Source organism: Solimonas variicoloris DSM 15731, from assembly GCF_000382285.1.
Lineage (GTDB): Bacteria > Pseudomonadota > Gammaproteobacteria > Nevskiales > Nevskiaceae > Solimonas > Solimonas variicoloris.
This window is the reverse complement of the sequence record NZ_KB907926.1, coordinates 126,519-151,759: the sequence shown is the minus strand read 5'-3', so window position 1 is coordinate 151,759 and position 25,241 is coordinate 126,519. Positions and strand designations below refer to the sequence as shown.

Sequence of the window (25,241 nt, the reverse complement as noted above, 5' to 3'; positions counted from 1 at the left end):
TGAAAAGCAATATGGACCCTGATGGATCTCATCGGCACTGCACCGCGGATTCGGAGCGGCGGCCATGAGTTTGCGAGCGGTACTGTTCGACGTCGATGGCACGCTGGCGGATACCGAGGCGCTCGGCCATCGCCCTGCCTACAATCGCGCCTTTCGTAATCTCGAACTGCCGTTCCGCTGGGGGCCCAAGCTCTATCGCAAGCTGCTGAAGCAGCCCGGCGGGCGCGAGCGCCTCAAGCACTACCTGCAGCATTACCAGCCGGAACTCGGCCCGGAGACGGTCGAGGCGCAGCAGAACGTTGACGCCTGGGTCAGCAAGGTCCACGCGCTGAAATCACATTACTTCAAGCGCTACATGCGGCATGGCCGCGTGCCCCTGCGTCCGGGCATCGCCCGCATCATGCGCGAGGCGCGCGGCTCCGGCGTGCGCCTGGCGATCGTCACCAACGCCAGCCTGAAAACGCTCAGGCCGGTGCTCAAGTACAGCATGGGGCCCGAGCTGGCGGCCGAAGTCGAGGTCATCGCCAGCGGCGAGGAAGTGCAACGCAAGAAGCCGGCGCCGGATCTTTACCAGCTCGCGATGCGGCGGCTGAACCTTCAGCCGCATGAATGCGTCGCGCTCGAGGATTCGGAGATGGGCCTGGAGGCGGCGGCGGCGGCCGGCGTCGCGGCGGTGGTCACGATCAATCGCGACACGCTCGAACAGGACTTCACGGAAGCGGCCCTGGTCGTCAGCAGCCTCGGCGAGCCGGGCGCGCCGACGCGCGTGCTCAAGGGCCATCTCGATGGCCTGCCGTGGGTGACGCTCGACACGCTGCAGACCGTGCTCGCCGAGCGCAATCGCCCGCACGAAACGAGCCGCGCCGCGGCCTGAGGCACAGCCGGTCGCCGCGTGGTGCAGGGCCACACGGATTGTCAGGATCGCCGCTTATACTCCGGCTCCACCGAAGGGGGCAGGTATGCGGCGCTGGAACGGCTGGGGCGACGAATCCGATCAGTACGCGCTGAGCGAGGACGCGCTGACGTTCCTGCGCGAGCGCGTCGGCGAGGGCCGGCCGCCGCGCGACGCCGACCTCGAGACGAGCTTGCGCGCCGTGCCGTCGAGCCGGGTTGCGCCGAGCGCACGCTTCGATGTCGCCGCGCGGACCCGTCTGCTGCATGCGCGTGGCCAGAGCTTCCCCGACTGGGTGGCGATGAAGGCCGGCCGCTTCGGCCCGGTTGCCGACGCCGTCGCGCTGCCGGCTTCTCACGAGGAGGCCGCCGAGGCGCTGGCCGAGGCGCAGAAGCTCGGCGCCATCGTCATTCCTTATGGTGGCGGCACCAGCGTCGTCGGGCATCTGCAGGTGCCGTCCGGCGACCGGCCGGTCGTCAACATCTCGTTCGAGCGCATGAACCGCCTGCAGGCCTTCGACGAGCGCTCGTTGCTCGCCACCTTCGGCGCCGGCACGCCCGGACCGCAGATCGAGGCGCAGCTGCGCGAGCGCGGCTACCTGCTCGGACATTTTCCGCAGTCCTACGAGTTCTCGACGCTCGGCGGCTGGGTCGTGACGCGCTCGTCGGGCCAGCAGTCGCTGCGTTATGGCCGCATCGAAAATCTGTTCGCCGCTGGCCGCCTGGCGACGCCGCGCGGCGAGTGGACGGTCGGCGGCGTGCCGGCCTCGTCGGCGGGTCCCGATCTGCGCGAGCTCGTGCTCGGTTCGGAAGGCCGGCTCGGTCTGCTGACCGAGGTCACGGCGCGCGTGCGGCGCCTGCCACAGGCCGAGGATTTCCACGCGGTGTTCTTTCCCAGCTGGGATCTCGGCGCCGAAGCAGTGCGGGCGATCGTGCAGGCCGAGGTGCCGCTGTCGATGCTGCGCCTGTCGAACGAGATCGAAACCGAAACGCAGCTGCGCCTCGCCGGTCATGCCGAGCTGATCAAGTGGCTGCGCCGCTACCTCGGCATGCGCGGCATCGCCGGCGGCCAATGCATGATGGTGTTCGGCGCCACCGGCACGCTCGGCGAGACGCGGCGCATGCGCCGCGACGCGCTGGCGATCGCCAAGCGTTTCCGCGGCGTGCACGTCGGCAAGACGATCGGCAAGGGCTGGGCCAAGAACCGTTTCCGCGGTCCGCTGCTGCGCAACGCCTTGTGGGACGCCGGCTACGCCGCCGACACCGTCGAGACCGCCGTCAACTGGCCGCAGGCGACGGCGACGATGCGGGCGATCGAGGCCGCCGCCGTCGATGTGCTGCAGGGCGACAATGAACGCGTGCATGCGTTCACGCATCTGTCGCACGTCTACCGCCAGGGCTGCAGCGTCTACTCGACCTTCGTGTTCCGCTCGGCCGGCGATCCGGATGCCGATCTCGAGCGCTGGCGCCGTCTCAAGCGGCGCGTCTCGGAGGCGATCGTCGCTTGCGGCGGCACGATCAGTCACCAGCATGGCGTGGGCGTCGATCACGCGCCGTACCTCGTGCACGAGAAGGGCGCGCTCGGCCTCGACCTGCTGCGGGCGATGGCGCGCGAACTCGATCCGCAGCAGATGATGAATCCCGGCAAGTTGTTCGCCTGAGCCGATGAAGCGACCCGCGCTGTCCGAGCTCGCCGGGCGCTACGACCTCGTCGTCATCGGCGGCGGCATCACCGGCGCCGGCGTGTTCCGCGAAGCTGTGCGCAGCGGCGCGCGCGTGCTGCTGGTCGAAGCCGGCGATTACGCGTCGGGCACCTCGTCGGCGTCGTCCAAGCTGGTCCACGGTGGCTTGCGCTATCTCAAGAGCGGGCAGTGGCGCCTGACGCGCGAATCGGTGCGCGAGCGCCAGCGCCTGCTGCGCGAAGCGCCGGGCCTGGTGGCGCCGCTGCCGTTCGTGATGCCGATCTACGCGGACCGTCCGCCGGGCCGCTGGCTGATGCAGATCGGCTTGCGGCTCTACGACGCGATGGCCGGCGTGCGTCGTTCGGCCTGGCTCGGTGCCGACGCCGCGCTGGCGCGCGAACCGACGCTGCGTCGCGAGCAGCTGCGCGGCGCGATGCTCTACGAGGACGCCCAGACCGACGACGCGCGTCTGGTGCTGCGCCTGATCGTCGACGCCGTCGCCGCCGGCGGCACGGCGATCAACTACACCGAGGCTCGGCTGCGGCGCGACGGCGCCCGTGTCGCCGGCGTGACGCTGCGCGACGTGGCCGACGGCAGCGAGCGCGAGATCGGCGCCGCCGTGGTCGTCAACGCCACCGGCGCCTGGGCCGATCGCCTGGACGGCGCGCCTCCCGGTGCGCCAAAGCTGCGGCCGCTGCGCGGCAGCCATCTGCTGTTCTCGGCGCAGCAGCTGCCCTTGCGGCAGGCGGTGTCCTGGCTGCACCCGCGCGACGGCCGGCCGGTGTTCGCCTACCCCTGGGAAGGCGCGATCCTGTACGGCACGACCGATCTCGATCACGACGACGACCTCGCCCAGCCGCGGCCGACCGCCGCCGAGCTTGCCTACCTGATCGAGGGACTGCAGGCGCAGTTTCCGGATCATCCGCTGCAGGCGCACGAGGCGCTGGCCACCTACGCCGGCGTGCGCCCGGTGGTGGCCGGCGGCCAGGCCGACCCGTCGAGCGAGTCGCGCGAATCGGCACTGTGGACCGCGCCCGGTCTGGTCGGCATCACCGGCGGCAAGCTGACGACCTTTCGGGTCACCGCGCGCGAAGTGCTCGAGGCCGCCGCCCGCCAGCAGCCGGGCCTGCGGCCGGCATCGGCGACACCGCTGTTCGAGGCGCAGGCCGGCGATCGGTTCGCGGCGCGCTACGGCCGCGTCGGCGCCGCCGCGATCGGCGCCGCGCCCGAGGCCGAGCGGCAGCCGCTCGGCGATACCCCGTACTGCCTTGCCGAGCTGCGCTGGGCGCTGCAGCACGAAGCGGTGCTGCATCTTGACGACCTGCTGCTGCGGCGCACGCGCCTCGGGCTGGTCAGTCCGCGCGGCGGCGAGGCCCTGTACGCGCCGATCGGCGCGCTGTGCCGCGAGGTGCTCGGCTGGGACGAGACGCGCTGGCTGCGCGAGTGCGAGCGCTATCGCACGATCTGGCGTACGCGGCACGCGCCGCCGCCATGAGCCGCGCGCGCTGCGTTCTCAGCCTCGACGTCGGCACGCAAAGCGCGCGGGCGCTGTTGTTCGATGCCCAGGGCGAGCTGCTGGCGCGCGCGCAGCAGGTGTTCGAGCCGACCTACCAGTCGCCGCAGCCGGGCGCCGCCGAGCAGGACCCGGAGGTCTACTGGCAGGCGCTGGTCGCCGCCTGCCAGGCGCTGTGGCGCGACGGCGCGCAGCCGGCCGACGTCGCCGCGCTGAGCCTGACGACGCAGCGTGCCACCGTCGTCTGCACCGACGCCGCCGGCCGCGTCCTGCGTCCGGCGATCCTCTGGCTCGACCAGCGCCGGGCGACGCGGCTGCCGGCGCTGAGCCTCGCCTGGCGCGCCGCGTTTCGCGCGATCGGCGCGAGCGCGCTGATCGCGCACTTCCAGCGTGAAGCCGAAGCCAACTGGCTGGCCGAACACGAACCCGCGCTGTGGCGCGAGACCGCACATTTCCTGCTGCTGTCCGGCTGGCTGAACTGGCGGCTGAGCGGGCGCTACGTCGACTCCGCGGGCAGCCAGGTCGGCTTCCTGCCGTTCGACTACCAGCGTCAGACCTGGGCGCGGCCCGCCGACTTCAAGTGGCAGGCACTCGCCGTGCGTCGCGATCAGTTGCCGGAGCTGGTCGCGCCCGGGCGTCCGCTCGGAACGCTGACGGCCGCGGCGGCAGCGGCGCTGGGCCTGCCGGCGGGGCTGCCGCTGATCGCCGCTGCCGCCGACAAGGCCTGCGAAGTGCTCGGCTCGGGCGTCATCGAGCCCGATGTCGCCCAGCTCAGTTTCGGCACCACGGCGACGATCAATACCGTGCAGCCGCGCTACGTCGAGGTGCAGCGTCTGGTGCCGGCGTACCCGGCGGCGCAGCCGGGCGCCTGGAATACGGAAATCCAGATCTACCGCGGCTTCTGGATGGTGAGCTGGTTCAAGCGCGAGTTCGCGCTGCACGAGCAGCGTCTCGCCGACGCGCGCGGCGTGCCGGTCGAGGCCCTGTTCGACGAACTGGTGCGCACGGTGCCGCCGGGCTCGATGGGCCTGACGCTGCAGCCGTACTGGTCGCCGGGCGTGCGCGAGCCCGGCCCGGAGGCCAAGGGCGCGATCATCGGCTTCGGCGACGTGCACACGCGGGCGCACTTCTATCGCGCGATCCTCGAGGGCCTGGTCTACGGGCTGCGCGGCGGCTGCGAGCAGATCGAACGCCGGCTGCGCCGGCCGATCCGGCTGCTGCGCGTCGCCGGCGGCGGTTCGCAGTCGGACGCGGCGATGCAGATCACCGCCGACGTCTTCAACCGTCCGGCGGAACGGCCGCAGATCTACGAGACCTCGGGCCTGGGTGCGGCGATGAACGCCGCGGTCGCGCTCGGCTGGCACGCCGACCACGCCGCGGCGGTGCGGGCGATGGCGCGCGTCGGCCGTCGCTTCGAACCCGATCCGGATGCGGCGCGGACTTACGACGCCCTGTATCGCGAGGTCTACTGCCGCATGTATGGGCGGCTCCGGCCGCTGTATCGCAGCATTCGCCGCATCACCGGCTACCCGCCCTGAGCGACGGCGCGGGCAGGTCCGGACGTCGTCAGGATCTGCGACGAGGTCCGCCGCCCGGCTGCGGACCGGACGGCGCTGGTTCTGAGGCGGCGGCGCGGGCGTTCAGGCCGGCGTCTGGCCGGCGCCGGTCGGGTCGACGTGCCAGGCCGGCGGCGGCAGCTCGCCGTTCCAGCCCTTCTTGCGGTGCTCGGCGGTGACGTGCGTGTAAATGCCGCCGCGCACGTTGAAGACCGCCGTCAGGCGCACGTAGCGCGGCGCGATCGCCTTGACGATGTCGTCGACGATCTGGTTGGTGACCGCCTCGTGGAAGCAGCCTTCGTTGCGGAAGCTCCAGATGTACAGCTTCATCGACTTCAGCTCGATGCACTTCTTGTCGGCGACGTACTCCAGATACAGCGTGCCGAAGTCGGGCTGTCCGGTGATCGGGCACAGGCAGGTGAATTCGGGCATGCGCAGGCGGATGCACGAGTCGCGCTGCGGCGCGGGGTTGGCGAAGGTCTCCAGCTTCTTGCTGGCTTGGGTCGTCATGGGGCGGGGATTCCGGAATCTTGGAGGGGGACGGCGCCGTGCCGCGGCGGGCCGCTGTCACGGCAGGGCGCCTAATTTACACTAGCCCCATTTACACTAGCCCACCGTGTCCGCTGGCCTCGCGATGGCCGTACGCCAGGACGGGAAGCACACCGGCCGGCGACGGCCCCAAGATCAGACCATCTTCAATGCGACTTTCGGGTATCAAACTCGCCGGGTTCAAGTCGTTCGTGGATCCGACCCACTTGCCGCTGCCTTCGAATCTGACGGGCGTCGTTGGGCCGAACGGCTGCGGCAAGTCGAACGTCATCGACGCCGTGCGCTGGGTGCTCGGCGAGACGAGCATGAAGAACCTGCGTTCCTCGGACGCCGAGGACGTGATCTTCAACGGCTCCAAGACGCGCAAGCCGGTCGGCCGCGCGTCGGTCGAGCTGATCTTCGACAACTCCGACGGCTCGGTCACCGGCAACTACGCCGCCTACGCGGAAATCTCCGTACGCCGCGAGCTGACGCGCGACGGCAGCTCGCAGTATTTCCTGAACGGCCGCAAGTGCCTCAAACGCGACGTCACCGACCTGTTCCTCGGCACCGGTCTCGGCGGCAAGAACCAGTACGCGATCATCGAGCAGGGCATGGTCTCGCGCATGATCGAGGCCAAGCCCGAGGAACTGCGCCAGTGGCTCGAAGAGGCGGCCGGCATTTCCAAGTACAAGGATCGCCGCAAGGAGACCGAGTCGCGCATCAAGCAGACGCGCGAGAACCTGGCGCGCCTCAATGACCTGCGCGCGGAAATCACGCAGCGCCTCGAAGTGCTGACCCGACAGGCCGCCAACGCCGAGAAGTACCGCGAGTTCAAGACCCAGGAACGCCAGCTGCGTGCCGAGATCCTGGCGCTGCGCGCCCGCCAGTTCGAGGCGCAGAGCCAGGCGCACGAGACGGCGATCACCGAATTCGAGGCGGCGCTGGAAGCGGTGCGCACGCGCGTCAGCCGCGCCGGCGAGGCGCGCGTCGCCGCCGAGATCGAGCAGCGCGTGCAGGCGCAGAAGCTGGGCGAGGAGCAGAGCACGGTCTACGCCGCCGAGGCTGCGCTGGCGCGCCAGGAACAGAGCCTGCAGCACGCCCGCGAGCTGCAGCAGCTCAAGGCGCGCGAGCTCGACCAGCTCAACCGCCAGCTCGCCGAGATCGAGGCGCGCGAGCTGCGCGAGCGCCAGCGTCTCGACGCGGCGGCGCGCGAGCTGGTCGAGCTCGAACAGCAGGCGCAGATCGCCGAGGAGCACGAAGCCGGCGCCCAGGGCGCGCTGATCGAGGCCGAGGACGACGCCCAGGCCGAGCAGCGCCGCTGGGACCACTTCCAGCAGGACGCCGAGACGCCGCTGACGCAGACCGAGGCGGAGCGCGTGCGCGTGCAGCAGCTGGAGCGCGCGCGCTTCCAGGGCGAGGAGCGTTTCAGGCGTCTCGAGAACGAGCTGGCGGCGCTCAACATCGGCCCGGTGCAGAGCAGCCTGAACGAGGCCGACCACGAGCTGAGTACGCTCGGCGACGAGCTGCAGCAGGCCGAGGCGCGTCTGCAGCTGATGGACGAGACGCTGCAGACGCTGCGCGACGAGCGCACCGCGGCCGAGACCGCGCTGCACGAGACACGGCAGTCGCTGCAATCGGCGCGCGGCCGCGTCGCCTCGCTGGAGACGCTGCAGCAGGCGGCGCTGCGCCAGGACGACGCCGAGCTGAATCAGTGGCTGCGCCAGTACCAGCTCGCCGATGCGCCGCGCCTGGCCTCGGCCCTGCAGGTCGAGACCGGCTGGGAGGCGGCGGTCGAGCAGGTCCTCGAAGGCTTGCTGCAGGCGCCGCTGGTCGCCGGCCTCGACGAGCGGCTGCACGCGATCCAGGGCGGGCCGAAGGCCGGCATCGCATTGCTCAGCGAGCAGCTCGGCCAGGGCGGCAGCGGGCTGGCCGCCAAGGTCAGCGGTCCGCAGGCGGTGCTCGACTGGCTCGCCGGCATCCACATCGCCGCCGACGCGGCCGAGGCCGAGACCGTCGCCCGAACGCTGGCGCCCGGCGAGTCGGTGATCACCGCCGACGGCCTGTGGCGCGGCCGGCTCTGGGTCCGCTATCCGAAGCGCGGCGACGACCGCAGCGGCGTGATCGCCCGTGGCCAGTTGCTCAAGCAGCTCAAGGCGCAGGTCGAAGAACAGCAGCAGCAGGTGCTCGAACGCGAGCGCGTGCTCGGCGAGCTGCGCGGCCGCACGCACGCGATGGAGCAGGAGCGCCGCGACGTCTCCTCGAAGTTCGATCAGCTACGGCACCGCCAGGCGCAGAAGATGGCGTTCCGGCAGTCGCAGGCGGTGCGCCTCGAACAGATGCAGTCGCGGGCGCAGACCCTGACGCAGGAGATCGAGACGCTGCGCGAGGCGCGCGAGCAGCAGAGCCGCGAACTCGACGAGTCGAAGACGCGGCTGGTCTCGCTCGAACAGATCGCCCAGGAGCTGCGCGACAAGCGCGCCGAGATGCAGCAGACGCTGCAGCGCAAGCGCGATCTCGTCGGCCGCGCGCGGCTGGCGCTGCAGCAGGCGCAGCAGGCGCGCGGGCAGCTGCAGGTCAATCTCGCCGGCCGGCGCAGCGCGCAGACCGCGCTCGAGCAGTCGCTGAAGGATCTGGCCGCCAATCGCGAGGCGCTGCTGATGCGCCGGGCGGAAGAGGAAGAGAAGGCGGCCGAGCTCAACGAGCCGCTGACCCAGCACGCCGAACACGTCGAGCAGGCCCGCGCCCAGGTCGGCGTGGCGCGCGAGCAGTTGCGCGCGCTGCGCGAGGCCGCGGCCGCGGTCGACGCCGCGCTGCAGGCGGCGGTCGAGGCGGCGCGCGCCGCCGAGCTCGAAAAGGATGCCGCCGTCGAGAAGCTGCAGCAGGCCCGTCTGGAGTTCGAGAACCTGCGCGCGCATCGCCAGAGCCTCGAGGAACAGATCCGCGAAACCGGCTTCGAGCGCGAGGCGCTGTTCGACGGACTCGATGCCGACGCCACGCTGCCGAACTGGGAAGAGAAGCTGGCGACGACTGTGCGCCGCATCGAACGCCTCGGCGCGATCAATCTGGCGGCGATCCAGGAACTGGAAGAAGCGCAGGGGCGCGAGAAGTATCTCGCCGAGCAGCACGACGACCTGCACGGCGCGCTGGAAACGCTCGAGGAGGCGATCCGCAAGATCGACGCCGAGACCAAGGAGCTGTTCAAGCAGACCTTCGACAAGGTCGACGGCGTGTTCCGCGACCGTTTCCCGAAGCTGTTCGGCGGCGGCGAGGCCTATCTCGAACTGACCGACGACAACCTGCTCGAAACCGGCGTGCGCGTCATGGCGCGGCCGCCGGGCAAGCGCAACTCGACGATCCACCTGCTGTCCGGCGGCGAGAAGGCGATGACCGCGGCGGCGCTGCTGCTGGCGCTGTTCCAGCTCAATCCGGCGCCGTTCTGCCTGATGGACGAAGTCGACGCGCCGCTCGACGACGCCAACGTCGGCCGCTTCTGCGAAGTCGTCCGCGAGATGTCGCAGAACGTGCAGTTCATTATCATCACGCACAACAAGATCACGATGGAGCTCGCCCAGCAGCTGCACGGCGTGACCATGCAGGAGCCCGGCGTCTCGCGGCTCGTCAGCGTGGACATCGAGCAGGCGGTCGAGCTGACTTCACAGGCCGAGAACCAACAGGCAGGAACGGGGACATGAGCGCGTTGCAATGGGCGTTGCTGGTGTTGGGGGCAGCGGCGGTCATCGCCATCTACATCACCAGCCGGCGCGGCGGGAAGATGCCGAAGGACTGGACGCCGCCGGGCGCGGGCGGGCCAGCGGTCGGCCGCGCGCCGAAGCTGCCGGCCCAGGACCAGATGGACATGTTCTCCAGCAAGGGCGAGTTCGACGAGTTTGGCGTCGGCAAGCCGCGCAGGCGCGTCGAGCCGGGCCTGGGCGAAGGCGAGACCGTGCCGCTGTTCGGCCAGCCGGCGGCGCGTGCCGAGCCGGCCCTCGAGGCGCCGAAGAAGGTGTTCGAGGAAAAGATCATCACGCTGCTGATCGCCGAGCGCGAGGGCACGGCGATCTTCGGGCCGAAGATCCATCAGGCGCTGGCCAGCCAGGGCCTGCAGTACGGCGATCGCAAGATCTATCACCGCCTGCTCGGCGAGCAGCCGGTGTTCTCGGTGGCCAGCCTGATCAAGCCGGGCACGCTCGATCCGGCCGAGCAGCAGAGCTTTTCGACGCCCGGCCTGACCGTGTTCATGGTGCTGCCGAACGAGGCCCGGCCGCGCGCGGCGCTGGACGATCTGGTCGCGACCACGCGTGCGCTCGCCGAGCAGCTCAATGCCGAGGTCTTCGACGCCAACCGCCAGGTCTTCACGGCCGAGGCGCAGCGCGTGCTCGCCGCCGAAGTCGACGCGTGGACCAAGCGCAACGGCCTGTGAGTTGCCGCCGCCGGGGGCGCCGTGAACGCGACTGAGTCCGAGCGCCGCCGCATCGAGGCACTGCGCGAGCAGCTCGACGCGCACAATTACCGCTACTACGTACTCGACGATCCGAGCGTCTCGGACGCCGAGTACGACGCGCTGTTCCGCGAGCTGCAGGCGCTGGAGGCGCGGCATCCGCAGTGGGTCACGCCGGATTCGCCGACGCAGCGCATCGGCGGCGTGGCGCTGAAGGAGTTCGCGCCGGTCCGCCACCGCCTGCCGATGCAGTCGCTGAACAACGCTTTCAGCGAGGACGAACTGCGCGACTTCGATCGTCGCGTGCGCGAAGGGCTCGGCCGCGGTGCGGTCGACTACGTCGCCGAACCCAAGCTCGACGGTCTGGCGGTGTCGCTGATCTATCGCGACGGCGCCTTCGTGCAGGGTGCGACGCGCGGTGACGGCGAAACCGGCGAGGACGTCACCGCCAACCTGAAGACGATCCGGGCGATCCCGCTGCGGCTCAAGGGCACGGCGCCGGCGTTGATCGAAGTGCGCGGCGAGGTCTATCTGCCGCACGCCGGTTTCCGGCGCATGAACGAGGAAGCGGCGGCGCGCGGCGACAAGCTCTACGTCAATCCGCGCAACGCCGCGGCCGGCAGCCTGCGCCAGCTCGATCCGCGTCTGACCGCGCAGCGGCCGCTGTCGTTCTACGCCTACGCGCTCGGCTATGCCGAAGGCTGGCGGGCGCCGGCGCACCACGCCGAAGTCCTCGCGCAGCTGCGCGCCTGGGGCCTGCCGGTCTCGGATCTCATCCAGCCGGTGCACGGCGCCGACGGCTGCCTGGCGTACTACGCGGCGATGCAGAAGAAGCGGCCCGAGCTGCCGTTCGACATCGACGGCGTCGTCTACAAGCTCGACGATCTCGCCGGCCGCGACGAGCTTGGCTCGGTCGCGCGCGCGCCGCGCTGGGCGATCGCGCACAAGTTCCCGGCCGAGGAAGCCGAGACGGTGCTCGAGAACGTCGACTTCCAGGTCGGCCGCACCGGTGCGCTGACGCCGACCGCGCGGCTGCGTACGGTGTTCGTCGGCGGCGCCAACGTCAGCAACGCGACGCTGCACAACATGGACGAGGTGGCGCGCAAGGACGTGCACCTCGGCGACACCGTGATCGTGCGCCGCGCCGGCGACGTCATTCCGGAGATCAAGGGCGTGGTGCTCGCCAAGCGGCCGGCCGATGCGCGTCCGGTGGTGATGCCGAAGCATTGCCCGGTCTGCGGCTCCGACGTGCGCAAGGATCCGGATGGCCCGATCTACCGCTGCGTCGGCCGCCTGGTCTGCAAGGCGCAGCTGCAGCAGCTGCTGCAGCATTTCGTCTCGCGCCGCGCCGCCGACATCGAGGGCATCGGCGAAGCGCTGATCGCCGAGCTGGTCGAGCGCGAGCGTCTCAAGGCGCCGGCCGATCTCTACACGCTGCAGGTCGCCGACGTCGCCGTGCTCTACAAGGCTGCGGAAGTCGCCCCGGCCAAGGTCATCGACGCGATCGCCGCTCGCCGCGAACTGGCCCTGCCGCGGCTGATCTACGCGCTTGGCATTCCCTCGGTCGGCGAGACCACCGCCAAGGATCTGGCCCGGCATCTCGGCAGCTTCGCGCGCGTGCGCGAGGCGCTGCCCGACGTGCTGATGCTGGTCGACGGCGTCGGCGCCGCCGCCGCCGAGGAGATCCGCTGGTTCTTCGCCGACCGCCACAACGCGCACGCGGTCGACGCCTTGCTGCGGCATGTGACGATCACCGAGGAACATCCGGTCTCGGCCGAACTCGCGTCGCGCTGTTCGCTCGGCTGGCTGCTGGCCAGCCAGCAGATCAAGGGCCTGGGCCCGGTCAAGGCCGACAAGCTGGCGCAGGGCTGCGCGACGCTGGACGAGGTGCTGGCGCGCGTCGACCACGAGCTGGCGCTGGCCCGCCTGCTCGACGACAAGACCGCTGCCGAGGTGCGCGAGTGGTTCGCGCAGCCGCAGCATCGCGCGCATGTCGTCGCGCTGGAGCGCCAGCTGCGCGCCTTCGGGCTGATCGGCGAGGGCGCCGTTCAGGCCGTCGCCGCTGGCGAGGGCCTGCTGTCGGGCAAGACCTTCGTGCTGACCGGCACGCTGCCGGTGCCGCGCGACGAGGCCAGCGCACAGATCGAGGCGGCCGGCGGCAAGGTCAGCGGCTCGGTGTCGAAGAAGACCGACTACGTCGTGGCCGGTGCCGAAGCCGGTTCCAAGCTCGCCAGGGCCGAGCAGCTCGGCGTGGCGATCCTCGACTACGACGGTCTGCAGCGGCTGCTCGCGGGCGCTGGCGAGCGCGACGCATGAGTCTGAGCACCGATCTCGCGGCATGGAACCTGGGCGGCCAGGCGCTGCTGCAGTTGGCCCGGCATCCGCTCGGCTCGACGTTCGCGGTACTGGCGGCGGCGCTGGCGCTGGTCGTCGTGCTGCATGCGCTGGCGCGCACGCTCGATAGCGGGCGCTACGCCTGGCAGCGCCGCCTGCGCGCCTGGCTCGGCATCGCCGAAGGGCGGCGCATCCTCGAACTGCGCTGGCTGCTGGTGATCTTCCACTTCTTCCTGTGGCAGTTCGTCGCCTACCTGATGCTGCACATCTGGGGGCTGCGCGACGAGGCCGAGGGTCTGCTGCGGGCGCTGTTCTCGAGCGGCATCAAGCTCGGCGGCGTGCGCGTCGTGTTCGGCAAGCTGCTCGCCGGCACGCTGCTGTTCATTGTCCTGTTCACGTTCACGCGCTGGCTCAAGCGCAAGCTCGAGAACGACTGGCTGGTGCGTGCCGGCGTCGAGCCGAGCACGCGCGACGCGGCGGCGACGCTGTTCGGCTACGTGACCTTCATCGTCACCGCGCTGATCGGCCTGTCGTACGCCGGCCTCGATCTCAGCAATCTGGCGATCGTCGCCGGCGCGCTGTCGGTCGGCATCGGCTTCGGCCTGCAGAACATCGTCAGCAACTTCGTCTCGGGCCTGATCCTGCTGTTCGAGCGGCCGGTGCGCACCGGCGACTACATCAGCGTCGGCGGCAGCGAAGGCGTCGTGCGCCGCATGCGCATACGCGCGACCGAGCTGGAGACCGGCGATCGCGAGACGGTCATCGTGCCGAACTCAAACCTGCTGTCGAATCCGGTGATGAACCGCAACCTGCGCACGCGCGCCAGCCGCGTGGTGCTGCCGGTCGGCGTCGCTTACGGCAGCAAGCCGGAGCAGGTGCGCGAGCTGCTGCTGAAAGTCGCCGCCGCGCATCCGGCGGTGATGCCCGCGCCGGCGACGGTGGTGCAGTTCACGAATTTCGGCGCCAGCTCGCTCGACTTCGAGCTGACCGCGCCGATCGCCGACGCCGACGCGCGCGGCAGCGTCGCCAGCGATCTGCGCTTCGCGATCGTCGCGGCCTTCGCCGAGGCCGGCATCGAGATGCCGTTTCCGCAGCAGGACGTGCACATCCGCTCGCTGCCGCCGCGCCAGGACGGCGCGCCGCAAGCGGCCGTCGATCCACGCTGAAGCCGCGGCGACGCGCGAGCCGCGCGAACACGCCTCAGAACGCTTCGCCGACCTGGAAGTAGACGCCGCTGCTGCCGCGGCCGATGCCGAGATCGAGGCGCACGTTGACGCGCGGCTTGAACATGAAGCGGTAGCCGGCGCCGTAGCTCGGCAGCCAATGCTCGCCCAGATCGCTGAGGCGCGGTGCCAGCGTGCCGGCCCCGGCCCACAGCGTCATGCCGTGGCGCCAGGCCAGCTGGCGGCGCCATTCGAGCTGCGTGCTGAGCACGTCGCGGTCGCGATAGCGCCCGTTGTAGTAGCCACGCATGCGCGCGTCGTCACCGAGCGTCGCCAGCATGTTCCACGGCACGGCGCCGGCGCGGAAATCACCGTACAGCTCGAAGGCCAGCGTGTTCTTCGCGTCGAGCGCGAGGTAGTGCCCGTAGCGGGTGTTGAGCACCGTGAAGCGGGTGTCGCTGCCCAAGGCCGGCGCGTAGACGGCGTAGTCGACGCTCAGGGCGTGGCCGCGCGCCGGGTTCGGCACGAAATCGCGGGTGTCGTGCAGCAGATGCGCGCTGAGGCCCGAGCTGAACACCGACGGTCCGTCGGCGGTGTCGTGGATCGCGTTGCCGGCGCCGTCGTCGAGCGCGGCGGCGTGCAGCTGGTTCACGCTCCAGCCGAGGCCGGCCCAGGTCGACGGCGCGACGCGCGCATAGGCTTTCGGCCACAGCTCGAACGAGCGCGCGGTGTAGCCCTGCGAATGGTCGTCGCGGCCGGCGGCGTAGCCGATGCCCCAGTACTCGTCCGGCTGGTTCTTCAGCGCGCCGTCGACGAACAGGCGCCAGCGGTCGCCGGCGAAGAAGCTGTAGTTGTCGAAGCTCAGGCCGAACAGGCCGCTGACGCTGACGTAGCCGGTCAGCGTCAGCGACGACAGCGGCGTGTCCGGCACTTCGCGATCCGGACGGTACAGGCCGACCAGCGCGACGCCGACGCCCAGGCTCGTCTCCGGCATGTAGAACGGGCCGGGCAGCACGCCCCAGTCGATCGGCTGCGACGGATCGAGCGCGTCGCTGCCGCCGAGCGAGGCGAGCAGTTCGTCGATGCGCGCGCGATCGGGCAGCCAGGCCGCGGCGGCCGGCGTCGCCGCACCCGCGCCGCCGAGCGCGATGAGGGCGGCGGCGACGGCGCGGCGCCGGCTGCGGCTCAAGCGCGCTCGCCGGCGGCCTGCGCCGCTTCGTCCGGCGTGCGGGCGCGGATCGACAGTGCGTGAATGTCGCTGACCATCAAGGTGCCGAGCGCGGCATAGACGGCGCGATGACGCGCGACCGGCGTCATGCCCGCGAACGCGGCGGCGACGATGTCGACGCGGAAATGACCGCGGCCGCTGGCCGCGCCGGCATGGCCGGCATGCGCGGCGCTGTCGTCGTCGACCTGCAGCGATGCCGGCGCGAAGGCCGCGACCAGGGCGGTGCGGATCTGCTCGACGCGTTTCACTTCGGCAGGGTCTTGACGAAGGGATAGACCTCGACCCGCTCGTAGACGCCGGCGTGCACGAAGGGGTCGTCCGCCGCCCAGGCCTGGGCGGCTTCGAGACTGTCGAACTCGGCGATCACGACGCTGCCCGAGAAGCCGGCTTCGCCCGGATCGGCGGCGTCGATGCGCGGGCGCGGACCGGCGATCACCAGGCGGCCTTCGTCCTGCAGCGCCGTCAGGCGCGCCAGATGTGCGGGGCGGTGGGTGCGGCGCCGGGCGAGGCTGTCGGCGGCGTCGTGCGAGATGATGGCGTAGAGCATGGGGCGCTTCACTGCTGGGGGAGGTAGCGCTTCAGGAACGGCGCGTGGCCGATCAGGAAGACGAACATCAGCGCCGTGAAGCCGAAAGTCTTGAACTTGACCCAGGTCGCTTCCGAGAAGTTGTAGGCGACGTACAGGTTCAGCACGGCGCAGCCGGCGAAGAACACCGCCCAGGCGAAATTCACCTTGCGCCAGACCGGATCGGGCAGCTGGATCGTCTTCTGCGGCAGGCGCGCGAGCAGCACCTTGTCGCCGATCACGTGGCTGCCGAGCAGCGCCAGCGCGAACACCGCGTAAACGACGGTCGGCTTGAACTTGATGAAGCTGGCGTCGTGCACGTACAGCGTCAGGCCGCCGAGCACCAGCGCGACCAGCGCGGTGATGAAGTGCGCCCGGTGCAGGCGCTTCTCGCGGAACCAGTACCAGGCGACCAGCGCGAACATCGCGACGATCAGCACGGCGGTGGCGACATAAATGCCGTAAGCGGCGTAGGCGCCGAGGAACAGCAGCGCCGGCAGGAAATCGAGGAAGGCGTTCATCGCCGCCATTGTAGCCGCTGCCGATGCGGCGCCGCGCCCGGCGCCACTGCGAACGGAGGTTCTACAATAGGTTTCCACTGACTTGCGGAGAACGCCGTGGCCGAATGGCTTGAGCTGCATCCCGTCAACCCGCAGAAGCGCCTGCTCGGGCAGGTCGCGCAGCGCATCCGCGAGGGCGCCGTCGTCGCGTACCCGACCGATTCCTGCTATGCGCTCGGTTGCCATCTCGACGACCGGGACGCCGCCGACCGCCTGCGCCGCATCCGCGATTTCGACCGCCATCACCAGTTCACGCTGGTCTGCCGCGACCTGTCGGAGATCGCCACCTACGCGCGCGTCGACAACCGCCAGTTCCGCCTGCTCAAGCAGCTGACGCCGGGGCCGTACACCTTCATCCTGGCGGCGACCAAGGAACTGCCGAAGCGCGTCGCCCACGAGAAACGCAAGACCATCGGCATTCGCGTGCCGGAGCACGTCATCGCCCAGGCGCTGCTGGAGACGCTCGGCGAGCCGCTGATCTCGTGCACGCTGCAGTTCCCGGGCGAGGACGAACCGGTCAACGCGCCGGACGACTATCGCGAGCGGCTCGACCGCGAGGTCGACATCGTCATCGACGGCGGGCCCTGCGGCACCGTGCCGACCACGGTGCTGGACCTCAGCGAGGAAGGCGTGCGCCTGGTCCGCCAGGGCAAGGGCGACGTCGCCGCGCTCGGCCTCTAGGCCAGTTCCGAAAGCGTTCACGCATCGGCGCGGCGCGGTGCCGTCGGCGCCGGCGCCATCCGGCGGCGCGCGACGCCGGGGGTGTCTGCGGATCGCCACCGCCGCGGCGCGGACTGGCGATGACGGCGTGATTCAGCCCTGCGCCGGCGTCGTGGTCGCGAGCGGGGCGGGGCGTCGCCCCGATATAATCGGCGCATGCCGATCGAACTCTCGCTGGTCCAGAAGATCGCCGTCTGGGCCATTCCCGTCATTTTCGCGATCACCGTGCACGAGGCCGCGCACGGCTACGCCGCGCGCGCGCTCGGCGATCGCACCGCGCAGATGCTCGGCCGCCTCAGCCTGAACCCGATCCGGCACATCGATCCGGTCGGCACGATCCTCGTGCCCGGCCTGCTCCTGCTGCTCGGCGGCTTCCTGTTCGGCTGGGCCAAGCCGGTGCCGGTCGACTACCGCAATCTGAAGAACCCGCGCCGCGACATGGCGCTGGTCGCCGCCGCCGGCCCGCTGTCGAACGGCCTGATGGCGATCGGCTGGGGCCTGCTGCTGAAGCTGGCGCTGGCCGTCGGGTCCGCCGACGGCATCTGGATGGGCCTGCGCTACATGGCGGTCGCCGGCATCATCATCAATCTGGTGCTGATGGTGCTGAACCTGCTGCCGCTGCCGCCGCTCGACGGCGGCCGGGTGCTGACCGGCCTGCTGCCGGCGCGCGCCGCCTACCAGTACGCCAGGCTCGAGCCCTACGGCATGTTCATCCTGCTCGGCCTCGTGCTCATTCCCGGCCTGCTCAGCGCCATCATGTTCTGGCCGCTGGCGATCGCCGAATCCGTTCTCTACACCCTGCTCGGTCTCAATGCGAGCAGCGCCCTGATGCCCGGCACATGAACCCCCCGAATCCGAAACCCGTCGTCCTCTCCGGTATCCAGCCGTCCGGTCGCCTGACCCTCGGCAACTATCTCGGCGCCCTCAAGAACTGGGTGCCGCTGTCCGAGCAGTACGACTGCTACTACATGCTGGTCGATCTGCACGCGATCACCGTGCGCCAGGATCCGGCGGTGCTGCGCGAGCGCTGCTACGAGTTCCTCGCGCTGTACATCGCCTGCGGGCTCGATCCGGCCAGGAACACGCTGTTCGTGCAGAGCCATGTGCCGGCGCACGCGCGGCTGTCCTGGGTGCTCAACTGCTACACGCAGATGGGCGAGCTGAACCGCATGACGCAGTTCAAGGACAAGAGCGCCAAGCACGCCGACAACATCAACGCCGGCCTGTTCGACTATCCGGTGCTGATGGCGGCCGACATCCTGCTCTATCAGGCCAGGCAGGTGCCGGTCGGCGACGACCAGAAGCAGCATCTCGAACTGACGCGCGACGTGGCGCTGCGCTTCAACAATCTCTACGGCAATGTCTTCACCGTGCCGGAGCCGATGATCCCGCCGGTCGGCGCGCGCATCATGGGCCTGCAGGATCCGACCAAGAAGATGTCGAAGTCGGACGACGCCGAAACCAACGCGCTGTACCTGCTCGATCCACCGGACGTGATCACGCGCAAGCTCAAGCGCGCCGTCACCGACCTCGGCAACGAGATCCGCTACGACATCGCCGAGAAGCCGGGCGTGTCGAACCTGATGTCGATCCTCGCCGCCGCCAGCGGCGAGTCGTTCGAGACCATCGTCGAGCGTTACAACGGCCAGGGCTACGGCAAGTTCAAGCAGGCCTGCGCCGATGCCGTCGTCGCCTGCCTGGAACCGGTGCAGCACAAGTACCGCGAGGTCCGCGACGACATCGACGGCCTACGCAAGGTGCTGCGCGCCGGCGCCGAGGCGGCGTCGGCGAAGGCCGACGCGACGCTGATGCGCGTGCACGACGTGCTGGGCTTCATCCCCGAGTGACTGCGGTGCTGCCGATCCGCGCCGACGACCTGCGTCTGATCGCCATCCTCGAGGATGGCGAGCCGGCGTTCCGCGCCACCGAGCCGACGCCGCTGGTGCAGGACGTGCTCGACGGCACGGCGCGGCTCTACGCGATGGAAGGCTTCGAGCCGCCGTGGATCGGCTATCTGGCGCTGGCCGGCGGCGAGATCGTCGGCGCCTGCGCCTTCAAGGCGCCACCGCGCGACGGCAAGGTCGAGATCGCCTGCTACAGCTTCCCCGGCCACGAGGGCCAGGGCGTCGCCACGGCGATGGTGCAGAAGCTCCTCGCGCTGGCCTGGCAGGCCGCGCCGGCGCTGACCGTCTGCGCGCAGACCGGCTCGCACGAAAGCGCGGCGACGCGCGTGCTGCGCAAGCTCGGCTTTCGCTTGCGCGACAGCCTGCGCGACCCGCACGATGGCATCGTCTGGCACTGGGAACGGGACGCATCGGCATGAGCGAGCACGAGGCCGAGCAGGAACAGGAGCAGGGCGCGGCGCCGGCCGAGGCGGCCGATGCCGGCCGCATGCCGAAGGTGCACGGCCATGCACTCGACAAGCTGCCCGAGGACCTCTACATCCCGCCGGACGCGATGGAAGTGTTCCTCGACGCCTTCGAGGGCCCGCTCGATCTGTTGCTGTACCTGATCCGCAAGCAGAACCTGAACATCCTCGACATTCCGGTCCTGAAGATCACCCAGCAGTACATCCAGTACATCGAGCTGATGCGCGACATGAAGCTCGAACTGGCCGCCGAATACCTGGTGATGGCCGCGCTGCTCGCCGAGATCAAGTCGCGCATCCTGCTGCCGCGGCCGCCGCCGGACGAGGCGCAGGAGCAGGGCGATCCGCGCATGGAGCTGGTGCGCCGCCTGCAGGAATACGAGCGATTCAAGACCGCGAGCGAGGAGATCGAGAAGCTGCCTCGCATCGGCCGCGATTTCTTCCTCGCCCAGGCGCGCCCCGAGGTGATCCCGACCACGACGCAGCTGCCGATGCCGACGCTGCGCGAGCTGGTGCTCGCGTTCCGCGACATCATGGAGCGCGCGGCGCTGTTCAAGCATCACGAGGTCTCGCGCGAGCCGCTGTCGGTGCGCGAGCGCATGACGCACATCCTGGCCCGCATCCAGGAAGGCCCGACCCGGCTCGACCAGCTCGTCGATCCGGAGGAAGGCCGCCTCGGCGTCGTCGTCTGCTTCCTCGCGATCCTCGAAATGGCGCGTTCGGCGATGCTCGACATCGAGCAGCAGGGGCCGTTCGCGCCGATCCTCGTCATGCCGGCGCGGCCGCGGCCGGCCGCGATCGAAGAAGAACCCGAACCGGAGTCGCCGACGTGAGCGAAGCCATCGATCCGCAGGTCGATCTCGACATCCAGAACACCGCCGACGAGCGCATCGCCCAGCTCGACCGCATCCTCGAAGCGATTCTGCTCGCGTCCGAACAGCCGCTGCCGACCGAGCAGCTGCAGCGCATGCTCGCGCACGACCTCGGCGTGACCAAGAAGGACGTGCGCGAGGCGCTCGCCAAGCTCGCCGAGGACCTTGCCGCGCGCGCCGCCGAGCTGGTCGAGGTATCGAGCGGCTGGCGCATCCAGGTCCGGCGCGAATACGCCGAATGGGTCGGCAAGCTTTATCAGGAAAAGCCGCCGCGCCTGTCGCGCGCGCTGCTCGAAACGCTGGCGCTGATCTGCTATCGCCAGCCGATCACGCGCGGCGAGATCGAGGACGTGCGCGGCGTCGCGCTGTCGCCGAACATCATCCGCACCTTGCTCGACCGCGGCTGGATCCGCGAAGTCGGGGTCAAGGAAGTGCCGGGCCGTCCGTCGCTGTTCGGCACCACGCATCAGCTGCTCGACGATCTGAACCTGCGCACGCTCGACGACCTGCCGTCGCTGCCGGAGATCAAGGATCCGCAGCAGCTGGAGACCGCGCTCGCGCGTCTCGGCGAACAGCTGCACGAAGGGCACGCGCTCGCGGCGCCGGCGCCCGGCGACGAGGCCGCGGGCAACGAGGCGCCGTCGGCGCCGGAAGTGGCGGAAGACCCCGTCGAGACGCCGGCCGACGACGCCGTCGAATCGGCCGGCGCGGACGAGGCCGACCGCGGCATCGAGGCGGCGCCGGTCGACACGCCGGATTCGCTGGCCGAAGGCGATGCCGAACCGCTCGAGACGCCGTCGGCGGACGACGACCGTCCCGACGAATCCGAGCGCGACGCGCGCTGAAGCATCCATCGCGCGGGCCGCTCCGGGCCGCGTCTTCGCATCGCCGCCGGGTGGCGACGATGCTGCATCGCCCGCGCGCGCATTCGGCGCCGCGGAGTCATCGGAACGTCGGGAGGACGTGCCATGAGTGAACGTATCCAGAAACTGCTCGCGACCGCGGGCGTCGCCTCGCGCCGCGAGATCGAACGCCTGATCGACGAGGGCCGCATCCTCGTCAACGGCAAGCCGGCCGAGCTTGGCCAGAAAGTCGATCACGAGGACCACATCCGCGTCGACGGCCGGCCGGTGTCGCTCAAGCGCAAGGCCGAGCCGGCGCGCGTGCTGATCTACAAGAAGCGCGTCGGCGAACTCGTCACGCGCGACGACCCCGAGGGGCGGCGCACCGTGTTCCGCAAGCTGCCGAAGCTCGAATCCGGCCGCTGGATCGCGGTCGGCCGCCTCGACATCAACACCTCGGGCCTGCTGCTGTTCACCAATCACGGCGAACTCGCGCGGCGCCTCACGCATCCGAGCTTCGAGATTCCGCGCACCTACGCCGTGCGCGTGCTCGGCACCGTCGACGACGGCGTCATCGCGCGCTGGAAGGCCGGCGTCGAGCTCGACGACGGCGTGGCGCGCTTCGAGCGCGTCGAGGCGGGCGAGAACGAGGACGGCGAGGGCGCCAATCAGTGGTTTCACGTCAGCGTGCGCGAGGGCCGCAACCGGCTGGTGCGGCGCCTGATCGAATCGCAGGATCTGCAGGTCAGCCGCCTGATCCGCATCAGCTACGGCCCGATCGAACTCGGTCGCGGCATCAAGTCCGGCACCGCGCGCGAAGCGACGCCGGCCGAGCTGCTGACGCTGCTCGACGCGGTCGGCCTCAGCGAGGCCGAAGCCGGGCTTGAAACCAAGCGCCGCCCCGGACGCGGCCAGCCGTCGCAGCGGCCGGCACCGCGGACCGCGGCGCGCGGTGAACCGCGCGGCGAATCCGAAGGCCGGCGCCGCGAGCCCGGCGCGGGCCGCGGCGCGCGGGCGCGCAGCGAGGAGCGGCGCGAGCCGCGTGCCGCCGAGCGGCGCGAGGTGCGCGAACCGCGCGAAGCGCGAGGCCGGAGCCGGCCCGCGGCGGAACACCAGAGCCGCTCCACGGCAGAGCGCCAGAGTCGGCCCGCGGTGGAGCGCCGGAGCCGGTCCACAACGGAACACCAGGGCCGGTCCTCGGCGGAGCGCCAGACGCCGGCGCCGCGTACCGACCGCGCCGCACCGCGCAGCGGTACGGCGCGGCGAGGCGAGTCCCGCCCGGCGCCTGCCGGTGCGCGTCCGGCGCGTCCGGCGCCGCGCGGCGGCAAGCCCGGCCGCTCGCGTAGCCGCTGAGGAACCCTATACATCGTCATGGCGAGGGAGCCGCAGGCGACGAAGCCATCCAGCGGCGCACGGTGCAAATGGCGTCCCTGGATCGCCACAGCCGCTGCGCGGCCTCGCGATGACAGGTTTTTTCCGATCTTCCCCAAGGCCTGCGAATGCCAATAGCGTCGCTGTTGTCGTTAAGGAAGGTCTGAATGAAGTCCCTATTCCGTCATGGCGAGGCGCCGCAGGCGACGAAGCCATCCAGTAGTGCCCTACGCAAGCGATGTCTCTGGATCACCACGGCCGCTGCGCGGCTTCGCAATGGCCAGAGTTTTCAGACCTTCCCTAACAGGCTCTAGTCGGAACCGCGCGCGGCCCCATCGGCTGACGACCGCGCCGGGCGCCCAGTAGCGGCGCAGCGAAGTGCCGCTCTTGCGCTGGCCGCAAGAGGCGAAAGCCGTCGTTCAATCGGTGATCTGCAGGGCCGCGCCGCCTTCTTGCGCGCGCGGCCTGATCGACGTCGGCTGTCCGGTGCTCGCCATCGGGATGTCATTCGCGCCGACTAGCATCCGCCGGATACGCGACACGGCCTGAGTTCCGACCGGAAAGAGTCTCCGGCGACGGTCTCCGAGGCCCGGCTTCGCGCTGACTTCCAGCCTCGCTTGCCCATCGACGCCTTCGCGGAAGGCGGGTCTCGGGGCTGCGCGATGCCGGTTATCGACGACAAGGGGACATGGGGAATATGCATTCGAGTCGCATGACGGGCGTGATCGTTTTCACCGCCTTCTCGATGCTGGGCTGCGGCCGAAGCGACAGCCCGGCGGTCGACGCCGTCGATGCCGTTGATGGTACGTACAAGCGCGCGCCGATGGGCTGGAATTCATGGAACTACTTTCGCTGCGACGACCTGAATGAGACCGCGGTCCTCGCCCAGGCGCAGGCCCTGGTCGATTCCGGTCTGATCGACGCCGGCTATCGCTACGTCAATCTCGACGACTGCTGGATGGATGGCCGGGATGCGGACGGGGCGCTGCGTTCGAACCAGGACAAGTTTCCCGACCAAGAGCAGGTGCAGAGCGACGGCACCATCGTCGTCGTGCCCGGCATGAAGGCGCTGGCGCAGAAGATCCACGCACTGCACAGCCGGAAAAATCCCGAACTGAATCTGCTGTTCGGGCTCTACGAATCGCCGAGCTTCTTCGGCCGCACCTGCGCCGGCATGGACGGATACGCCGGCGGCGTCGGCAGCTATCTGCACGAAGCGCAGGATGCCCAGAGCTTTCAGGATTGGGGCGTCGATTACCTCAAATACGATTCCTGCGGCAGCTTCACCGCGAGCTATGGCGTCATGCACGACGCCCTGCTCAAGGCGCGGCAGCGCAACCTCGACGCGAACGCCGCCGACGCCGGCGAGCGGCCGACGCAGCCGATCTTCGTGAGCGCCGATCCGCTGGCGCTCGAGGGTTTCTGGAGCGGGCAGTGGTACAGCCCGCTGGTGCCGTTCCCGGCGCGCGCCGTGTCGAATGCCGCGCGTCTCCGAGAACGTCGGCAAGAGCTGGTCGACGATCGCCGACAGCATCTACTACGCCCACGCCAACGCCAGCTACGTCATCGGCCCCGCCTACTTCAACGATCTGGACATGCTGCAGGTCGGCAACGCGTCCGATGAGGCGTACTGGCTGGACGCGCAGAAGACGCAGTTTGCGATGTGGGCGATGTTCCTCAGTCCGCTGCTGGCGGGCAACGATCTTGCCAGCCAGTCGCGCGAGACGCTGGAGATTCTGGCCAATCGCGACATCATCGCCGTCAATCAGGATCTGCTGACGCTGTCGCCCGCGCTCGACGTGGCGGCCTCGCTCGCCGCCAATGCCGCCAACGGCCATGCGCTCACGGAAATTTCCGCCCATCCGGACGGCGTGCTGCAGGTGTGGAAACGTCCGCTGTCCGTCTCGGGGGCGTGGGCCGTGGCGATGGTGAACGGCACGACAACCGCGGCCGACATCGGCGTCGATCTCGCCAATCTGGGCTTCGAAGGCGCGGTGACGGTCCGCGACCTGTGGACGCATACGCAGGTCGGCAACGTGACGGGCGCCTATATCGCGAAGGCCGTGCCGCCGCACGGCACCGCCATCTTCGTCATCAAGGGCAAGGAGCGCGTCTTCGATGGCGTCATCGCCCTCGGCGCGGAGCCGATCGAAGCGCTGGTGACCACCTCGACGCTGGACCCCTTGCAGTCCGACGGGCTCTACCGGAATCAGGCCGTCGGCGGCGGCGCGCTCCAGCTCGGCGGCACGAGCTACGAGCAGGGCATCGCGGTCAATGCATTGGCCAACATCGTCTATCGGCTCAACGGCCGGTGCTCGACGTTCAGCAGCATCGTCGGCGTCGACGACAAGGGCAGAACGCGGCTGGGGCTGCCCGGATACGCGCAGTTCGAGGTCTGGGGCGACGGCGTCAAGCTCTGGGACAGCGGCGTCATGAAAAGCGGCGATCAAGCCTTGCGCATCGAGGCGCTCGACATCCGCGACGTCAGCACGCTGGTCCTGCACGTCGGCGACGCCGATCACGGCATCGACGGCGGCCATGCCGACTGGGCCGAGGCGACGCTGCGCTGCGGCGGCGGCTGAGCGTTTCGCGAAGCGCCGCGGGCGA

The 25,241-nt window shown here is 70.1% G+C and carries 22 protein-coding genes; 17 read left to right on the top strand and 5 right to left on the bottom strand.

Features of this window, described 5'->3' with window-relative positions; translation table 11 throughout:
• Positions 1–64: 64 nt before the first annotated feature.
• From H149_RS0103260 to H149_RS0103245, 4 genes are all read left to right on the top strand, one after another.
• The gene (locus tag H149_RS0103260) at positions 65–874 is read left to right on the top strand and encodes an HAD-IA family hydrolase (RefSeq protein WP_020648304.1); all 810 of its coding nucleotides are present in this window, start codon (positions 65–67) and stop codon (positions 872–874) included.
• 85 nt (positions 875–959) lie between these two features.
• Positions 960–2,552, top strand: a complete 1,593-nt coding sequence (locus H149_RS0103255) for an FAD-binding oxidoreductase (protein ID WP_020648303.1) — start codon at positions 960–962, stop codon at positions 2,550–2,552.
• Positions 2,553–2,556: 4 nt separating this feature from the next.
• On the top strand, positions 2,557–4,068 hold the full coding sequence (locus tag H149_RS0103250) for a glycerol-3-phosphate dehydrogenase/oxidase (protein WP_020648302.1): 1,512 nt from the start codon (positions 2,557–2,559) through the stop codon (positions 4,066–4,068).
• A complete protein-coding gene (locus H149_RS0103245; RefSeq protein ID WP_020648301.1) occupies positions 4,065–5,624 on the top strand; it encodes an FGGY-family carbohydrate kinase in 1,560 nt (519 codons plus the stop codon). The genes H149_RS0103250 and H149_RS0103245 overlap by 4 nt, the downstream gene beginning before the upstream one ends.
• Positions 5,625–5,726: 102 nt before the next feature.
• Here H149_RS0103245 and queF read toward each other — a convergent pair whose 3' ends face one another.
• Entirely contained in the window at positions 5,727–6,152 is a 426-nt protein-coding gene (gene queF / locus H149_RS0103240) for a preQ(1) synthase (RefSeq protein WP_020648300.1), read from the bottom strand.
• Positions 6,153–6,340: 188 nt separating this feature from the next.
• On the opposite strand from queF, the gene smc reads away from it, so the two are divergent.
• The 4 genes from smc to H149_RS0103220 are packed head-to-tail and all read left to right on the top strand — an operon-like array spanning position 6,341 to position 14,111.
• Positions 6,341–9,865, top strand: a complete 3,525-nt coding sequence (smc, locus tag H149_RS19515) for a chromosome segregation protein SMC (RefSeq protein ID WP_083930784.1) — start codon at positions 6,341–6,343, stop codon at positions 9,863–9,865.
• On the top strand, positions 9,862–10,593 hold the full coding sequence (locus H149_RS21925) for a cell division protein ZipA (RefSeq protein WP_020648298.1): 732 nt from the start codon (positions 9,862–9,864) through the stop codon (positions 10,591–10,593). The genes smc and H149_RS21925 overlap by 4 nt, the downstream gene beginning before the upstream one ends.
• A gap of 21 nt (positions 10,594–10,614) precedes the next feature.
• Positions 10,615–12,927: an NAD-dependent DNA ligase LigA gene (ligA, locus tag H149_RS0103225; protein WP_020648297.1), complete on the top strand. Its 2,313-nt coding sequence runs from the start codon at positions 10,615–10,617 to the stop codon at positions 12,925–12,927.
• Complete coding sequence (locus tag H149_RS0103220) at positions 12,924–14,111, top strand: mechanosensitive ion channel family protein (protein ID WP_020648296.1); 1,188 nt, start codon at positions 12,924–12,926, stop codon at positions 14,109–14,111. The genes ligA and H149_RS0103220 overlap by 4 nt, the downstream gene beginning before the upstream one ends.
• A 34-nt stretch (positions 14,112–14,145) precedes the next feature.
• Here H149_RS0103220 and H149_RS0103215 read toward each other — a convergent pair whose 3' ends face one another.
• Genes H149_RS0103215 through H149_RS0103200 form a run of 4 tightly spaced genes read right to left on the bottom strand, consistent with a single transcriptional unit; the run spans position 14,146 to position 16,422 of the window.
• The gene (locus tag H149_RS0103215; protein WP_020648295.1) at positions 14,146–15,297 is read right to left on the bottom strand and encodes a BamA/TamA family outer membrane protein; all 1,152 of its coding nucleotides are present in this window, start codon (positions 15,295–15,297) and stop codon (positions 14,146–14,148) included.
• The gene (locus H149_RS0103210) at positions 15,294–15,584 is read right to left on the bottom strand and encodes a BolA family protein (protein ID WP_020648294.1); all 291 of its coding nucleotides are present in this window, start codon (positions 15,582–15,584) and stop codon (positions 15,294–15,296) included. Before H149_RS0103210 ends, H149_RS0103215 begins: the two co-directional genes overlap by 4 nt.
• Complete coding sequence (locus H149_RS0103205) at positions 15,581–15,883, bottom strand: YciI family protein (RefSeq protein ID WP_020648293.1); 303 nt, start codon at positions 15,881–15,883, stop codon at positions 15,581–15,583. The genes H149_RS0103210 and H149_RS0103205 overlap by 4 nt, the downstream gene beginning before the upstream one ends.
• 8 nt (positions 15,884–15,891) lie before the next feature.
• The gene (locus H149_RS0103200; RefSeq protein ID WP_026352807.1) at positions 15,892–16,422 is read right to left on the bottom strand and encodes a septation protein A; all 531 of its coding nucleotides are present in this window, start codon (positions 16,420–16,422) and stop codon (positions 15,892–15,894) included.
• A 96-nt stretch (positions 16,423–16,518) separates the two neighbouring features.
• On the opposite strand from H149_RS0103200, the gene H149_RS0103195 reads away from it, so the two are divergent.
• The 9 genes from H149_RS0103195 to H149_RS0103150 all read left to right on the top strand — a co-directional run bounded on the left by H149_RS0103195 (position 16,519) and on the right by H149_RS0103150 (position 25,216).
• Positions 16,519–17,142 carry an L-threonylcarbamoyladenylate synthase gene (locus H149_RS0103195; RefSeq protein ID WP_020648291.1) on the top strand — a complete coding sequence of 208 codons (624 nt, stop codon included), beginning with the start codon at positions 16,519–16,521 and terminating at the stop codon, positions 17,140–17,142.
• Between the two features lie 195 nt (positions 17,143–17,337).
• Positions 17,338–18,024, top strand: coding sequence for a site-2 protease family protein (locus tag H149_RS0103190; protein WP_020648290.1), 687 nt, complete (start codon positions 17,338–17,340; stop codon positions 18,022–18,024).
• Positions 18,021–19,028 carry a tryptophan--tRNA ligase gene (trpS, locus tag H149_RS0103185; protein ID WP_020648289.1) on the top strand — a complete coding sequence of 336 codons (1,008 nt, stop codon included), beginning with the start codon at positions 18,021–18,023 and terminating at the stop codon, positions 19,026–19,028. Before H149_RS0103190 ends, trpS begins: the two co-directional genes overlap by 4 nt.
• Positions 19,029–19,033: 5 nt before the next feature.
• On the top strand, positions 19,034–19,504 hold the full coding sequence (locus tag H149_RS19505; RefSeq protein WP_020648288.1) for a GNAT family N-acetyltransferase: 471 nt from the start codon (positions 19,034–19,036) through the stop codon (positions 19,502–19,504).
• Complete coding sequence (locus H149_RS23915) at positions 19,501–20,382, top strand: segregation and condensation protein A (protein ID WP_020648287.1); 882 nt, start codon at positions 19,501–19,503, stop codon at positions 20,380–20,382. Before H149_RS19505 ends, H149_RS23915 begins: the two co-directional genes overlap by 4 nt.
• Positions 20,379–21,266, top strand: coding sequence for an SMC-Scp complex subunit ScpB (gene scpB, locus H149_RS23910; RefSeq protein WP_020648286.1), 888 nt, complete (start codon positions 20,379–20,381; stop codon positions 21,264–21,266). Before H149_RS23915 ends, scpB begins: the two co-directional genes overlap by 4 nt.
• A 123-nt stretch (positions 21,267–21,389) precedes the next feature.
• The gene (locus tag H149_RS23740) at positions 21,390–22,616 is read left to right on the top strand and encodes a pseudouridine synthase (RefSeq protein ID WP_020648285.1); all 1,227 of its coding nucleotides are present in this window, start codon (positions 21,390–21,392) and stop codon (positions 22,614–22,616) included.
• Between the two features lie 730 nt (positions 22,617–23,346).
• The gene (locus H149_RS23905) at positions 23,347–24,258 is read left to right on the top strand and encodes a glycoside hydrolase family 27 protein (RefSeq protein ID WP_026352805.1); all 912 of its coding nucleotides are present in this window, start codon (positions 23,347–23,349) and stop codon (positions 24,256–24,258) included.
• Complete coding sequence (locus H149_RS0103150; RefSeq protein WP_245540460.1) at positions 24,155–25,216, top strand: NPCBM/NEW2 domain-containing protein; 1,062 nt, start codon at positions 24,155–24,157, stop codon at positions 25,214–25,216. The genes H149_RS23905 and H149_RS0103150 overlap by 104 nt, the downstream gene beginning before the upstream one ends.
• The last annotated feature ends 25 nt before the right edge of the window (positions 25,217–25,241 follow it).

Coding starts and splice junctions, on each gene's coding strand:
- H149_RS23915 (WP_020648287.1), top strand. CDS start 19,501: ATGAGCGAGCACGAGGCCGAGCAGGAACAGGAGCAGGGCGCGGCGCCG.
- H149_RS0103200 (WP_026352807.1), bottom strand. CDS start 16,422: ATGAACGCCTTCCTCGATTTCCTGCCGGCGCTGCTGTTCCTCGGCGCC.
- H149_RS23905 (WP_026352805.1), top strand. CDS start 23,347: ATGACGGGCGTGATCGTTTTCACCGCCTTCTCGATGCTGGGCTGCGGC.
- H149_RS0103205 (WP_020648293.1), bottom strand. CDS start 15,883: ATGCTCTACGCCATCATCTCGCACGACGCCGCCGACAGCCTCGCCCGG.
- trpS (WP_020648289.1), top strand. CDS start 18,021: ATGAACCCCCCGAATCCGAAACCCGTCGTCCTCTCCGGTATCCAGCCG.
- H149_RS0103250 (WP_020648302.1), top strand. CDS start 2,557: ATGAAGCGACCCGCGCTGTCCGAGCTCGCCGGGCGCTACGACCTCGTC.
- H149_RS0103220 (WP_020648296.1), top strand. CDS start 12,924: ATGAGTCTGAGCACCGATCTCGCGGCATGGAACCTGGGCGGCCAGGCG.
- smc (WP_083930784.1), top strand. CDS start 6,341: ATGCGACTTTCGGGTATCAAACTCGCCGGGTTCAAGTCGTTCGTGGAT.
- H149_RS23740 (WP_020648285.1), top strand. CDS start 21,390: ATGAGTGAACGTATCCAGAAACTGCTCGCGACCGCGGGCGTCGCCTCG.
- H149_RS0103260 (WP_020648304.1), top strand. CDS start 65: ATGAGTTTGCGAGCGGTACTGTTCGACGTCGATGGCACGCTGGCGGAT.
- H149_RS21925 (WP_020648298.1), top strand. CDS start 9,862: ATGAGCGCGTTGCAATGGGCGTTGCTGGTGTTGGGGGCAGCGGCGGTC.
- queF (WP_020648300.1), bottom strand. CDS start 6,152: ATGACGACCCAAGCCAGCAAGAAGCTGGAGACCTTCGCCAACCCCGCG.
- H149_RS0103190 (WP_020648290.1), top strand. CDS start 17,338: ATGCCGATCGAACTCTCGCTGGTCCAGAAGATCGCCGTCTGGGCCATT.
- H149_RS0103245 (WP_020648301.1), top strand. CDS start 4,065: ATGAGCCGCGCGCGCTGCGTTCTCAGCCTCGACGTCGGCACGCAAAGC.
- H149_RS0103255 (WP_020648303.1), top strand. CDS start 960: ATGCGGCGCTGGAACGGCTGGGGCGACGAATCCGATCAGTACGCGCTG.